This is a genomic window from Phenylobacterium sp. (assembly GCF_030697305.1).
Classification (GTDB): Bacteria; Pseudomonadota; Alphaproteobacteria; order Caulobacterales; family Caulobacteraceae; genus Phenylobacterium.
The window spans coordinates 15059-27364 of the sequence record NZ_JAUYQL010000035.1 but is presented as its reverse complement, the minus strand read 5'-3'; the positions used below and the strand labels follow the sequence as shown (position 1 = coordinate 27364).

The following is a 12306-nucleotide window of genomic DNA, read 5'->3' as shown; positions in this document are numbered from 1 at the left end:
GACCACGGTTTGACGCCACGAATCGCAGATTTGAAAGTGAACAGGAAAGTCAATGAAATCAACGATCTACCAACACCACCTCCGCGCCAGTGCTAGCTTTTCGTACCGTCACTTATTGCACTGAAAACGAGGAGACCCCTGGTCGCCGCGCTGACCACGATGAGCGTGATGCGGATTGTCGTCGTCCTGGCAACGGGACAGTTCAGCCTGCTTGCGCTGAAGATGATCCTGCTCGCCGCCCCTGCGGTGCTGGGGACGTCCTGGCTGCTGCGACGCTATCCCCCCCGCTGGCGACGCGAGACGGTGCTCAGGATCGTGTGCGTGTTGCTTCTCGCCACCGGCGTCAGCATCGCCGCCTCAGCCCTGCTGGGACGTTGAGTCCGCACGCATGAGGAACCTGTGCATGCGCGACTGCGCGTGCATCGATGAGGCGGCACACTACCGCCGCGTGTCACGCGGGTCGATGATTGTCCTCCACGCTGAAGGCTTCTGCAGTGAGGAACGAGGAGGTGAGCTCGCTCAGTTCCGCCTCCAGCTCGCGTTCGCGTTGCTTGGGATCGGCCGCCGCACTGATTCGCGCTTGTACGCGTCCCCTTCACCGCGCAGCGAGCCCCACTCCGCCGGCGGCCACCCAAGTTTCAGCCCGATTCCGCCTGCTGAGAACATAGTGCGCAAACGGCGTCGCAGCCGCGAGCCAAGCACCGGCTGCGGCGGCATCGCAGTCCAGCGCCTGGGCGACCTCGTAAGCCTCCAGGCGCACCGGTTGCCGCAGGCGCGTGTCGCGGCTGGCGCCGGCGTGGAGCGCGCACAGCGCGAAGTCCGCCCCGGCAGGCAGGTGCAGCAGTTCCGCACGCGTGTCCAGCGGCAGCGCTTGCCACTCGAGCAGCGACAGCCGCAGTCCGCAGCCGTCCAGCTTGTGGCGCACAGCGAGCGGCAGCCACAGCAGGCGGCGAGCTTCGTCGGGTTCGAAGGAGAGGCAGGCGGTGGGCCCCACGTCGGGTCGCATACGGACAGCATAGCGCCCGCCTGAAGTTCGAGAACGCAATATTCAGGTCGCATTGACCTGAATAATCGATCGTCCTCGGGCCGTGTCAGTCCGTCGTGCAGTGGCGCAGGAACCCTTCGGCTGCGGCGCCCAGCTTCTTCGCCCGGTGCAGCACGATGGAAAGGGTGCGCTGCATCGGGGGCAGGGTGGTGGCAAGCTCCACCAGCCACCCCTCGGCGATCGCCTCCTTCACCGCCAGCCGGGACAGGCACCCCAGGCCCAGTCCTGCGGCCACGACGCGCTTGACCGCCTCGTTGCTCCCCAGCTCGAGCTCCACCTCCATCTGTGTCAGATGCGGGATCAGCCAGCGGTCCGAGGCTTCCCGAGTGCCAGAGCCGGGTTCGCGCAGGACCCAGGTGGCATGGTTCAGCTGGCGTGCGCCGGCGCGGCGTTCCGCCAACGGGTGGCCAGCGGCGGCGACCACGACGATCTCATCGCTGCGCCACTTGCTGACCGAGAGCTCCGGGTGGCTGTGGGTCCCCTCGATGAAACCGATGTCGGAGCGGAACGAGGCGACCCGCTCGAACACGTCATGCGTGTTGGCGATATCCAGCAGCACGTGGCTGCGCGGGTTCGCCTGCTTCCACCTGGCGATCAGCACCGGGAGCAGGTACTCGCCGATCGTGTAGCTGGCGGCCAGCCGCAGCGACGCCGCATGGGCCGCGGTGAACAGGGCTTCCGTCTCCACCGCCTGCTCCAGGATTCCGGCCGCGCGCGGCAGCAGGGCCCGCCCATTCTCGTTGATGACCAGCTTCTTGCCCACCCGGTCGAAGAGCTGCGCACCAAGCACGGCCTCCAGCTCGCCGAGCGCGTTACTCGCGGCCGACTGCGAGCGCGAGATCTCGTCAGCCGCGGCCCGCGTCGTGCCGCCGCGCGCCACCGCCGCGAACACCTCCAGCTGGCGCAGCGTGAGCTTCAGTCTCTGATCGATTTTCTGATTCACTGCAACCGGAATTATGCGGCACACGAATCTGTGCGCTGTCTAGCATAAGCTTATGTTCAAGTTCCTCTCCAGCGAGCCGGTGCACGATGCAACCGCGAGCAGCACCGCGGACACCGAGGTCAAGACGACTACGTGCTACATGTGTGCCTGCCGCTGCGGCATACGCGTGCACCTGCGCGACGGGCAGGTCCGGTACATCGACGGCAATCCCGACCACCCGATCAACAAGGGCGTGATCTGCGCCAAGGGCAGCGCGGGAATCATGAAGCAGGTATCGCCTGCGCGCCTGACGCAGCCGCTTCTGCGCAGGCCAGGCAGCGAGCGGGGCGAGGGTGAGTTCGAGCCGATCTCCTGGGAGCGCGCCTACGAGCTGCTCACCGAGCGCCTGGGCCGTATCCGCGCCACCGATCCGAAGAAGTTCGCCCTGTTCACCGGGCGCGACCAGATGCAGGCCCTCACCGGCCTGTTCGCGCGCCAGTTCGGCACACCGAACTATGCGGCGCACGGCGGCGTCTGTTCGGTGAACATGGCTGCCGGCATGATCTATTCGGTCGGCGGCAGCTTCTGGGAGTTCGGCGGCCCGGACCTGGATCGCGCCAAGCTGTTCGTGATGATAGGCACCGCGGAAGACCACCACAGCAACCCGATGAAGATCGCCTTGGGCGACTTCAAGCGCAAGGGCGGCCGCTTCATCTCGATCAACCCCGTGCGCACCGGCTATTCGGCGATCGCCGACGAGTGGATTCCGATCCGCCCCGGCACCGACGGCGCACTGTTCATGGCGCTGCTGCACGAACTGCTCGCGCAAGGCCTGGTCGACCGGTCCTTCCTGCAGCGGTTCACCAATGCGCCGCAACTGGTGGTGCTGGACGAGGGCGAGCGCGAAGGCCTGTTCGCCTTCGATCCCGCCGCCGGCCCGCCCGGCGACGGCCGCCACCCGCACAACAAGCTGGCATGGGACCTGGCCAGCGGCCGGGTGGTGCAGGCCTATCCGGAAGGCGTGGAGGAAGGGCGCCAACTGGCGCTGGAGGGCCACTACAAGCTGGCGGACGGGACGCGTGTGGCGCCAGCCTTCCAGCTGTTGCGAGACCGCGTTGCCGACACCACGCCCGAGTGGGCAGAGGACATCACTGGCATCCCGTCCGAGCGCATCCGCCAGCTGGCGCGCGAAGTGGGGGAGACGGCGCTGCACCAGGCCTTCGAACTTCCCATTCCGTGGACCGATGCGTGGGGGAAGCGGCACCCCACCACCCAAGGGCGGCCGGTGGCCTTCCACGCCATGCGCGGGCTGGCGGCGCATTCCAACGGGTTCCAGACGGTGCGCGCGCTGGCGGTGCTCATGAGCGTGCTGGGCACCATCGACGCGCCCGGCGGCTTCCGCCACAAGGCGCCGTACCCGCGCCACATCGTGCCGAACTACCGGGCCTTCAACGACCCGTCCATGATCAAGCCCAACACGCCGCTGAACGCGGCGCCATTGGGTTTTCCCGCCGGCCCCGACGAATTGGCGGTGCACGAGGACGGAACGCCGCTGCGCATCGATCACGCGTTCTCCTGGGAGCACCCGCTGTCGGCCCACGGGATGATGCACAACGTCATCACCAACGCGGTGCGCGGTGACCCCTACGAGATCGACACACTGTTGATCTTCATGGCGAACATGGCGTGGAACTCCACCATGAACACCATGGAGGTGCGCAAGAAGCTCAACGCGCGCGGGGAGGACGGCAACTACAAGATTCCGTTCCTGGTGGTGTGCGATGCCTTCCAGAGCGAGATGGTCGCCTTCGCCGACCTGGTGCTGCCGGACACTACCTATCTCGAGCGGCACGACGTCATGAGCATGCTGGACCGGCCGATCTCGGAGTACGACGGTCCGGTGGATTCCGTGCGCGTCCCCGTGGTGGAGCCCACCGGGAACTGCAAGCCGTTCCAGGAGGTGCTGATCGAGCTGGCCTCGCGCCTGAAATTCCCCGCCTTCACCCGAGAGGACGGCACGCGCAAGTTCAAGGACTATCCCGACTTCGTCGTCAACTTCCAGGCCCAGCCGGGCGTGGGCTTTCTCATGGGCTGGCGCGGCAAGGACGGCACTGAGCACCTGCGTGGCGATCCCAACCCCCGGCAGTGGGAGATGTACGCCAGGAACAACTGCGTTTTCCAGTACCACATGCCGGAAGACCAGCAGTACATGCGCAACTGGAACCAGCCTTACCTGGACTTCGCCAAGGACAAGGGTTGGCGGCAGCGCAACGACCCGGTGCAGCTGGCCATCTACTCGGACACGCTGCAGGCCTTCCGGCTGGCCGCGCAGGGCAAGAGCAAGGGCCGCCAGCCGCCGGAGCACCTGCGCGAGCGCATCGCCACCTACTTCGATCCGCTGCCGTTCTGGTATGCGCCGCTGGAGACCGCCTGCATCGACGCCGACCGCTACCCCCTGGCGGCGATCACCCAGCGGCCGATGGCGATGTACCACTCCTGGGATTCGCAGAACGCCTGGCTGCGCCAGATCCACAGCCACAACTACCTGTACGTGAACCCGCGCACCGCGCAGGAAGCTGGCATCGAGGACGGCGGCTGGGCCTGGGTGACCAGCGCCTGGGGAGAGCTGCGCTGCATGCTGCGCTACAGCGATGCGGTGGAGCCGGGCACGGTCTGGACTTGGAACGCGATCGGCAAGGGTTCCGGCGCCTGGCAGTTGGCGCCTGCCGCCGACGAGTCACGCAAGGGCTTCCTGCTCAATCACCTGATCACCGAGGAGCTGCCCTTTGCCGGTGGACACATCAGCAACTCCGACCCGGTCACCGGCCAAGCCGGCTGGTACGACGTGCGGGTGAACCTGCGCCCGGCGGCGCCCGAAGAACCAGCGGAAACCTTCCCCCAGATTGCAACCGTGCCGAGCGCCCCAGGCGTGCTCGGGGGCGCCCGCAAGGTGCTTGCCTACCTCGTTCCCAGGAAGCCATGAACAACCCAGTCCAGCCAGCCCCCGAAACACTGGCCAAGCAGCTTGCTCTGGTCATCGACCTGAATGTCTGCGTCGGCTGCCATGCCTGCGTCACCTCGTGCAAGGAGTGGAACACCTCGGGCGCGGCCGGCCCGCTGACGGACCTGAATGCTTACGGCGAGCGGCCCACCGGCACCTTCTTCAACCGGGTCCAGACCTTCGAGGCCGATAGCTACCCGGATACGCAGACCATCCACTTCCCCAAGAGCTGCCTGCACTGCGAGGACCCACCCTGCGTGCCTGTCTGCCCTACCGGTGCCAGCTACAAGCGCAAGAGCGACGGTATCGTGCTGGTGGACTACGACAAGTGCATCGGCTGCAAATATTGCAGCTGGGCCTGCCCCTACGGCGCCCGTGAGTTCGACGAGGAACGCAAGGTGATGACCAAGTGCACCCTGTGTGTGGACCGCATCTACGACGAGCTGCTGCCGCCGCAGGACCGCAAGCCGGCCTGCGTGAAGGCCTGTCCGACTGGCGCCCGCCTGTTCGGCGACGTCAAGGATCCGGACTCCGAGGTTTCGCAGGCGATCCGCGAGCGTGGCGGCTACCAGTTGATGCCTGAGTGGGAGACCCAGCCGGCCAACCACTACCTTCCGCGCCAGATCACCCTAAGCACGGTGCCGCAGGCGCAGCCGAATTTCCGGCTGGGCGATTTCCTGAACGGCGAGCCGGCGTCCGGCAAGCACAAGCCAGGCAGCGGTGCAATGGAAAAAGACGCCCGATGAAGCCAGCCCTCTCGATCATCCTTTTCACCACGATCGCCGGCGCCGCCCAGGGGATGGTGGTGGCACTGGCGTTGGCCACTCTGGCCGGGATCGCGCCGGCTACGGCGCTCGCCCCCATGCTTTGGGCGGCCACCGGCATGTTGCTGGTGGCCCTGGTCGCCTCCTTCTTCCATCTGGGGCATCCGCTGCGCGCCTGGCGTACGGTGCTGATGTGGCGCACCTCCTGGATGTCGCGCGAGGTGATCGTGCTGCCGGCGTTCATCGCGCTGGTAGGCGGCTGGGCCCTGCTGGCCACACTGGCGCAGCGCGACGCGGTGGCGCCGCACTGGCTCGCCGGAATGGCGATCGTGGGCGCCGTGCTCCTGTGGTACTGCACCGCGATGATCTATGCCTGCATCCGCTTCATCCAGGAATGGGCGCATCCGCTCACGGTGGTGAACTACACGACGCTCGGCCTCGCCTCCGGCTTTGTCACCGCCGGCGCGCTGGCGGTAATGGCCGGGGAACCCGGGTTCGCCTCCGACATCGCCCCCTGGGCGCTGGCGGCCACGGCGCTGGCGTGGTTCACCCGCGCGCTGTCGCTGCGCCGCAATGCGCGGCTGAAGCCGAAGTCCACCACCCAGACGGCGACCGGCATCCAGGCGGCGCGGGTGGTGCAGAAGTCCATGGGCATGACGGGAGGCTCCTTCAATACGCGCGAGTTCTTCCATGGGGCTTCGGCACACGCAATGCGCATGGCGCGGACAGGCTTTCAGGTGCTGGCCTTCGCACTGCCGATCCTGCTGCTTGCCTGGGCACTGCTGAGCGGCTCGGCGCTGGCGTGGCTGCTGGCGCTGGGATCTCAGGCGGCAGGCCTGCTGGCGGAACGCTGGTTCTTCTTTGCGCAGGCACGGCATCCGCAGAATATCTACTACCAGGCAGTGTCGTGACGCCGGCGCTGCCCTTCTTGCGCTGGCTGCCGCAGTGGCGGCAGAAGGACGTGCTGCGGGCGGACCTGCTGGCCGGCCTGACCGGGGCCATCGTGGTGCTGCCCCAGGGCGTGGCCTTCGCCACGCTGGCGGGCATGCCGCCCGCCTACGGCCTCTATGCGGCGATGATGCCGTGCGTGATCGCCGCGCTGTTCGGCAGCAGCCGCCTGATGGTGACGGGGCCGGCCAATGCCATCTCGCTCACCACCATGGCGCTGGTGGCACCGCTGGCGGCGGTGGGCAGTTCGCAGTACGTGGGCCTGGTGCTCACGCTCACGTTCGTGGTGGGGGCGCTGCAGTTGCTGCTGGGGATGGCGCGCGTCGGCAAGTGGGTTGAGCTGGTGCCGCATGCGGTGATCGCCGGCTTCACCGCCGGCGCCGCCGTGCTGATCGTCAACAGCCAAGTCGGCACGCTGCTCGGACTCGACCTGCCGCGCGGGCTATCGGTGGCGCAGACGCTGCGGGTGGTATTCACGACCGGGCAGTCCATCCAGGCGCTACCGGTGATCGCCGCCATGGCCACCATCCTGATCAATTTGGCGGCGCTGCGGCGCAGCCGCTGGATACCGCCGATCCTGATGGCAGTGATCGGCGGCACCGCCATCACCTGGCTCGCCGCCGGCCTGCTGGGCGCGCAGCCGGCCACCGTGGAGGCGCTGCCGGGGGCGCTGCCGCCGCTGTCGCTGCCCGACTTGCGCCAGGTGCCGAACCTGGTGCTGCCGGCGCTGGTGATGACGCTGCTGGCGGTGACCGAGGCGATGGCGATCGCCAAGGCGTTCGCGCGGCGCGCCAACGAGCCTTTCGACGGCAACCAGGAACTGGTCGGCCAGGGGCTGGCCAACCTGACCGGCTCCTTCTTCTCATCGTATCCAGCCAGCGGTTCATTCAACCGCTCCGGCGTGAACGTGGCGGCCGGCGCCCGCACGCCGCTGGCGGCGGTCAGCGCCGCCGTGCTGCTGATCGTGATCCTGTCCTTTGTCGCGCCCTGGGCGCGCTGGCTTCCGCTGGCGGTAATCGGGGGGCTGCTGGTGGTCGTGGCGTGGGGGCTGGTGAACCCGCGCGAGATCCGGCACCTATGGAAGCATGAGCCGGTCGACCGGCTGCCGATGGTCGTGACCTTCGCCGGGACGGTGACGCTGTCGCTGGAGTGGGCGATCCTCCTCGGACTGGCGACGGCCTGGGTGTCGCGGCGGCTGGCGGGCCCGGAGACGGGGAGTGGGAGCTTGTAGGGGGGAGGCAACTCGGCCGCGGACACGTACTTCACGGCCGCCGGCAGGAGCTGCTTGATTCCCGCAGCCCGGCGTCCCGCATCGCATGGCCCTGCGGCTTATCCAGTACCGCGTCCGGCAGTAAAACGCTGAACAGCCGACCGGGGCTTTGTTCATCTAGACGCGTCCGGTTTTGCGATTTACCGGCTAAAACCGAGGCGCGGTCTGTAGCTGGAGAGCACCACCAGCAACCGTGAAATTGCCGCGCGCAACGAGATGCGCGTCAGATGCAACTTCGGCCAACGAGAGCACCGGCGTGGTTCACCCGCACGCTGTCGCTGCGCCGCAATGCGCGGCTCAAGCCCAAGTCCACCACGCGGACCGCCACCGGCATCAATGCGGCGCGGGTGGTGCAGAAGTCGATGGGCATGACCGGCGGCTCGTTCAACACGCGCGAGTTCTTCCACGGCGCCCCGGCCCCCGCAGTGCGCGTGGCCCGGGTGGGCTTCCAGGGCTGCTCGCCTGGGCGCTGCTGTCCGGCTCGGCGCTGGCCAGGCTGCTGGCGCTGGCCTCGCAGGCGGCCGGCCTGCTGGCCGAGCGCTGGTTCTTCTTCGCCCAGGCGCGCAATCCGCAGAACATCTACTACCAGAGCGTGTCGTGACCCGCTGCCCTTCGGGCGCTGGCTACCGCATTGGCAACGGAAGGACGTGCTGCAGGCCGACCTGCTGGCCGCCCGTCAGATCACAGCAACCCTTAGCCTGTGCATGCACGCTGCGGCAGTTCTGCAGCAACATAAGATTCCCGTGGATCTGAGGTGCCGCGTGTCCGGTCCACTTGCTGCTTGCGATAGTCAGCGACCAAGGAACCCGGCTCTTGCCACCGTACCCGTTCTTCCCAAGCAGGCTGGCCCGCCGAAGGAATTCGCGCCGCGGGCGCGCGAGCTCAGGCCTTTGGGCGGCGGCTGATCTGAACGGGCGCTCCGCCGAAGCGCTGCTTCGAACGATAGGTTGCAACGCCGGCATCCATCTCCTGGACGTGGTGCGGCAGCCAATCGAGCAGTTCCACGGATAGGCTCTGCACCACCCGCTGCTTCATTTCGGGCGGATGGGCGGCGCCGACCAGCACCTCCCGGACTTCATCGAAGGACTTCAGCACGTTGGCATGTTCGTCCAAGTGGCACTTCGAGTTGCCATCCTTCATGTCGCGCAGGTGCTCGTCCTCCATGGCGAAGTGCTGCGCCGCGTGCGCGCGCAATGCGTCGAGGGCAGGCACCATGTCGTCCGCGGATGCGCCCAGCAGGCGCGTGATGAGCGCGTGCAACTCTTCGTGGTCGCGGTCAAGGGTTTCCTCTCCCAGCTTGAGTTCGGATTTGTCCATAGCGTAATTGGACCACGAGTCGTGCCGGGCTGCCTCAGCCGCAGCTCGTCGCAGCCGAGGCAAGCCATGCGGAGCTCCTGCAGTGCGGCTGGCGAACTGCACTCCTCCTAGCAGCGGTTCCCGCGCGATTCCCTTTGCGCTTTCAAAAGGGGGCGCTCGTCCGTGGCGAGCTGCTGGAGGGCACGGGCCGGGAACGGTCCGTATCAATAGAGGCTACAGGCACACGCCATCCGAGTCTTCCTGCGCTGCGGCCGGGATCGAGTGTGAAGGAGGTTTGCACTCGAACGTGCACTTGAGAGCTGGTCACCACTGCCGGCCTGAAGTCCACCACGCAGACCGCCACCGGCATCAATGCGGCGCGGGTGGTGCAGAAGTCGATGGGCATGACCGGCGGCTCGTTCAAAACGCGCGAGTTCGTCCACGGCGCCTCGGCCCGCGCAGTGCGCATGGCCCGGGTGGGCTTCCAGGTGCTGGGCTTCGGGCTTCCCCTCCTGCTGCTCGCCTGGGCGCTGCTGTCGGGCTCGGCGCTGGCCTGGCTGCTGGCGCTGGCCTCGCAGGCGGCCGGCCTGCTGGCCGAGCGCTGGTTCTTCTTCGCCCAGGCGCGCCATCCGCAGAACATCTACTACCAGGCCGTGTCGTGACGCCGGCGCTGCCCTTCGTGCGCTGGCTGAAACGTGCGCGAAAATCCCCCTGTGAGCATCCCACCCTCGCGCCCGGCACCTGTCGGCGCACAAGGCAAGCCAACTCTGAAGGACCCGCAGGAAATCGAGGATTTCCTGCTGTACCGGCTTTTTCGTATCACGCACGTCGGCCTGCGTGGGACGGACGACATGTACAAGCGGGAACTCGGAATCTCCCGCCGCGAATGGAGGCTCCTGGCGTACCTCGCCCGCACGCCGGATGCGAGCCTGAAGGCCCTGGCGGCGGACGCGGGCATCGACGTGGTCGTGGCGAGCCGGACCGTCGCCGACATGCATTCGCGTGGGCTGGTGGACAAGCGACGCTCCCCGGGCAACAAACGCCTGGTGTGCCTGCGCCTGACCGACGACGGTGTCCAGATCCACGGCAAAGCCAAGCTGATGGCTGCGGCTTACAACCGTTAGCTCGCAGAGTGCCTGACCCACGACGAGGCGTCATTCCTCTTCGAACTGCTGACGAAGCTGGAGCGGCAGGCAGCTCTTCTCACTCGCGACAGGTAGCCTTGGGCCCGTGTCCCCCAAGTGCGTCAGAGGCTTGAACGCACTTCGTCGAACGTCATGCGGCGCGGTCTGGTGACCGCAGATGCATAGCCGCCGAACAACTCAGGGCGGCTGGCGGACGGCGGCAACTGCCGCTCGCTTTGATGGCTGCGCACCGCCTCCAGCAGCATACGGCGGCATTGCGCCATGGGCATGTCGGAAGGCATCAGCTTCTCGCGGGAGCGATCATGCACGCGTCCCTGGCTCTCCTGCACCGCCAGATCTTGCAGCTGCGCGCTGCGAATACCGGTGAAGGACGCACGCCGCTGCAAAGCACGGTCCTGCAGGTAATCGTTCTCGCGCGACCCGCGCGGAAGGTAGGAACCGGGCACCAGCGGTGCATAGTCCTCGCCGACATCCCTGTAGCTATCCAGTTCGGCAGCGGTCAGCGGCCGGTCCTGGTGCCAGCGAATCCGGTACCACCAGCAGTTCTCGTCGTCGATCGGAATGAACAGGTTGATGCGGCTCACGTTGCCCGGCGCCGTGGGCACGATCACGAAGCACGGCAACAGCCACCGCGCGACACGCCAGTACGCGTTCTCCGCACCGGCGTCACGGCGCGCGCCGATCTGCAAACCGTAGTCGGTGCGCTCGGCGAACAGCGTTGGACGTCCGTCCTCGTCCGAATAACGGATCATGTCGCCGATGCCGAATACGTCGGAGCTGGTCTCTCCTTCCTTGTGCAGGAAGGAGATGTGCGAGTAGTCGATGCTGCCTTCGAGCGCCTGCAGGTAGTTGCAGCGCATCAGGCACTTGGAGACATACGTGTGCTCGCCAGGAACCAAAGTGAACGCCAGGGCCGGGGGCAGCGCATGCGGCTCGCCTTTTCCCATCCATGCCCATACGATGCCGCCCCGCTCCTGCGTCGGGTAAGCCGTGGTGGAGAGTCGTTGCATCTGCGCCGGGGTGCAGCTGTCGGTCGGGACATCCACGCACCTTCCGCCGGCATCGAACTTCCAGCCGTGGTAGATGCAGCGCAGGCCCCCCGCCTCGTTGCGGCCGAAGTAAAGCTCCGCCCTGCGATGCGGGCAAAAGGCGTCGAGTAGGCCGACCCGCCCGCTGCTGTCGCGAAACGCGACGAGATCCTCGCCAAGCAGCCGCACGCGCGCTGGGGGGGCGTCAGGCGCCGGCAGCTCCTTGGAGAGCAGCGCGGGCATCCAGAACTCCCGCATCAGTTCGCCCATGGCCGTGCCCGCGTCAGTCCGCGTGAGCAGGTCGTTCTCTTCCGCTTTCATCGTTTTCCCACTCGGGCGCGACGCCGCGTTCATTCCTTGTCGATCTTGATTTTCTTCAGCGCTTGTTCCCAACGAACCGTTTGCTGCTTGAGCATGGTGTCCACCTGCTCCGGGGTGCTCCGGTCGGAGATCATGGCGCCGGCTTGCGCGAGACGATCGCGCACGCCTGGATCCGCGAGTGCCTTCGTGAATTCCTCATTCAGCCGCTGCCGAACGGCTGCTGGCGTCTTCGACGGCGCGACGAGAGCGTACCAAGACACGACCTGCGCATCGGGGAAACCCGCTTCGGCGAAGGTGGGCACGTCGGGCAGATCTTTCACGCGGGTCGGCGAAGCAACCGCTAGGGCGCGCAGCGATCCGCTCGCGACGTGGCCGCGGGCGACGGACATGGGGGACATGGCGAACGCGAGGCGCCCCGTCAGAAGATCGGGCATGCCCGGCGGCACGCCCTTGTACGCAATGGGCTGCAGTTCGATGCCAGAACTCAGCCTTAGCATCTCGGTGTTGAGGTGCATCGAGGTTCCAACGCCGGGCATCAGGTAGTTCAGCTGCCCCGGCCGCTGCTT

Annotated in this window: 12 protein-coding genes and 1 pseudogene; 8 read left to right on the top strand and 5 right to left on the bottom strand. The window is 67.0% G+C overall.

From position 1 onward, the window contains the following. Positions 1 to 168: 168 nt before the first annotated feature. Positions 169 to 378, top strand: a complete 210-nt coding sequence (locus tag Q8R27_RS03855; protein WP_305697763.1) for a hypothetical protein — start codon at positions 169 to 171, stop codon at positions 376 to 378. A gap of 217 nt (positions 379 to 595) precedes the next feature. Here Q8R27_RS03855 and Q8R27_RS03850 read toward each other — a convergent pair whose 3' ends face one another. Together Q8R27_RS03850 and Q8R27_RS03845 are read right to left on the bottom strand one after the other, a co-directional pair. Continuing rightward, the gene (locus Q8R27_RS03850; protein ID WP_244386930.1) at positions 596 to 1006 is read right to left on the bottom strand and encodes a nitrate reductase associated protein; all 411 of its coding nucleotides are present in this window, start codon (positions 1004 to 1006) and stop codon (positions 596 to 598) included. An 85-nt stretch (positions 1007 to 1091) separates the two neighbouring features. Continuing rightward, positions 1092 to 1988, bottom strand: a complete 897-nt coding sequence (locus Q8R27_RS03845) for a LysR family transcriptional regulator (protein WP_070401271.1) — start codon at positions 1986 to 1988, stop codon at positions 1092 to 1094. A 52-nt stretch (positions 1989 to 2040) separates the two neighbouring features. Here Q8R27_RS03845 and Q8R27_RS03840 point away from each other — a divergent pair, with 52 nt between their 5' ends. The 5 genes from Q8R27_RS03840 to Q8R27_RS03820 all read left to right on the top strand — a co-directional run bounded on the left by Q8R27_RS03840 (position 2041) and on the right by Q8R27_RS03820 (position 8551). Next, positions 2041 to 4950 carry a molybdopterin oxidoreductase family protein gene (locus tag Q8R27_RS03840; protein WP_305697762.1) on the top strand — a complete coding sequence of 970 codons (2910 nt, stop codon included), beginning with the start codon at positions 2041 to 2043 and terminating at the stop codon, positions 4948 to 4950. Beyond that, the gene (locus Q8R27_RS03835; RefSeq protein WP_244386928.1) at positions 4947 to 5714 is read left to right on the top strand and encodes a 4Fe-4S dicluster domain-containing protein; all 768 of its coding nucleotides are present in this window, start codon (positions 4947 to 4949) and stop codon (positions 5712 to 5714) included. Before Q8R27_RS03840 ends, Q8R27_RS03835 begins: the two co-directional genes overlap by 4 nt. Next, positions 5711 to 6643 carry a DmsC/YnfH family molybdoenzyme membrane anchor subunit gene (locus Q8R27_RS03830; protein ID WP_305697761.1) on the top strand — a complete coding sequence of 311 codons (933 nt, stop codon included), beginning with the start codon at positions 5711 to 5713 and terminating at the stop codon, positions 6641 to 6643. Before Q8R27_RS03835 ends, Q8R27_RS03830 begins: the two co-directional genes overlap by 4 nt. Next, positions 6640 to 7911 carry a SulP family inorganic anion transporter gene (locus tag Q8R27_RS03825; protein ID WP_244386926.1) on the top strand — a complete coding sequence of 424 codons (1272 nt, stop codon included), beginning with the start codon at positions 6640 to 6642 and terminating at the stop codon, positions 7909 to 7911. The genes Q8R27_RS03830 and Q8R27_RS03825 overlap by 4 nt, the downstream gene beginning before the upstream one ends. 295 nt (positions 7912 to 8206) lie before the next feature. Further along, a complete protein-coding gene (locus Q8R27_RS03820) occupies positions 8207 to 8551 on the top strand; it encodes a hypothetical protein (RefSeq protein ID WP_244386925.1) in 345 nt (114 codons plus the stop codon). Between the two features lie 281 nt (positions 8552 to 8832). On the opposite strand, the gene Q8R27_RS03815 is transcribed toward Q8R27_RS03820, so the two are convergent. Continuing rightward, complete coding sequence (locus tag Q8R27_RS03815; protein ID WP_070401265.1) at positions 8833 to 9267, bottom strand: bacteriohemerythrin; 435 nt, start codon at positions 9265 to 9267, stop codon at positions 8833 to 8835. Between the two features lie 362 nt (positions 9268 to 9629). Here Q8R27_RS03815 and Q8R27_RS03810 point away from each other — a divergent pair, with 362 nt between their 5' ends. Both Q8R27_RS03810 and Q8R27_RS03805 read left to right on the top strand, forming a co-directional pair. Next, entirely contained in the window at positions 9630 to 9908 is a 279-nt protein-coding gene (locus Q8R27_RS03810) for a hypothetical protein (protein WP_305697760.1), read from the top strand. A 51-nt stretch (positions 9909 to 9959) separates the two neighbouring features. Next, on the top strand, positions 9960 to 10370 hold the full coding sequence (locus tag Q8R27_RS03805; RefSeq protein ID WP_305697759.1) for a MarR family winged helix-turn-helix transcriptional regulator: 411 nt from the start codon (positions 9960 to 9962) through the stop codon (positions 10368 to 10370). Positions 10371 to 10492: 122 nt separating this feature from the next. On the opposite strand, the gene Q8R27_RS03800 is transcribed toward Q8R27_RS03805, so the two are convergent. Next, positions 10493 to 11773, bottom strand: coding sequence for a Rieske 2Fe-2S domain-containing protein (locus Q8R27_RS03800; RefSeq protein WP_244386922.1), 1281 nt, complete (start codon positions 11771 to 11773; stop codon positions 10493 to 10495). Beyond that, positions 11770 to 12300: pseudogene (locus Q8R27_RS03795) on the bottom strand (Bug family tripartite tricarboxylate transporter substrate binding protein); the annotation flags it as partial. The pseudogene Q8R27_RS03795 and the gene Q8R27_RS03800, both read right to left, overlap by 4 nt. Positions 12301 to 12306: the final 6 nt, after the last annotated feature.

Excerpts from the sequence above, each read along its gene's own strand:
- Q8R27_RS03815 (WP_070401265.1), bottom strand. The coding sequence starts at position 9,267 with ATGGACAAATCCGAACTCAAGCTGGGAGAGGAAACCCTTGACCGCGAC.
- Q8R27_RS03855 (WP_305697763.1), top strand. The coding sequence starts at position 169 with ATGCGGATTGTCGTCGTCCTGGCAACGGGACAGTTCAGCCTGCTTGCG.
- Q8R27_RS03830 (WP_305697761.1), top strand. The coding sequence starts at position 5,711 with ATGAAGCCAGCCCTCTCGATCATCCTTTTCACCACGATCGCCGGCGCC.
- Q8R27_RS03835 (WP_244386928.1), top strand. The coding sequence starts at position 4,947 with ATGAACAACCCAGTCCAGCCAGCCCCCGAAACACTGGCCAAGCAGCTT.
- Q8R27_RS03840 (WP_305697762.1), top strand. The coding sequence starts at position 2,041 with ATGTTCAAGTTCCTCTCCAGCGAGCCGGTGCACGATGCAACCGCGAGC.
- Q8R27_RS03800 (WP_244386922.1), bottom strand. The coding sequence starts at position 11,773 with ATGAACGCGGCGTCGCGCCCGAGTGGGAAAACGATGAAAGCGGAAGAG.
- Q8R27_RS03850 (WP_244386930.1), bottom strand. The coding sequence starts at position 1,006 with ATGCGACCCGACGTGGGGCCCACCGCCTGCCTCTCCTTCGAACCCGAC.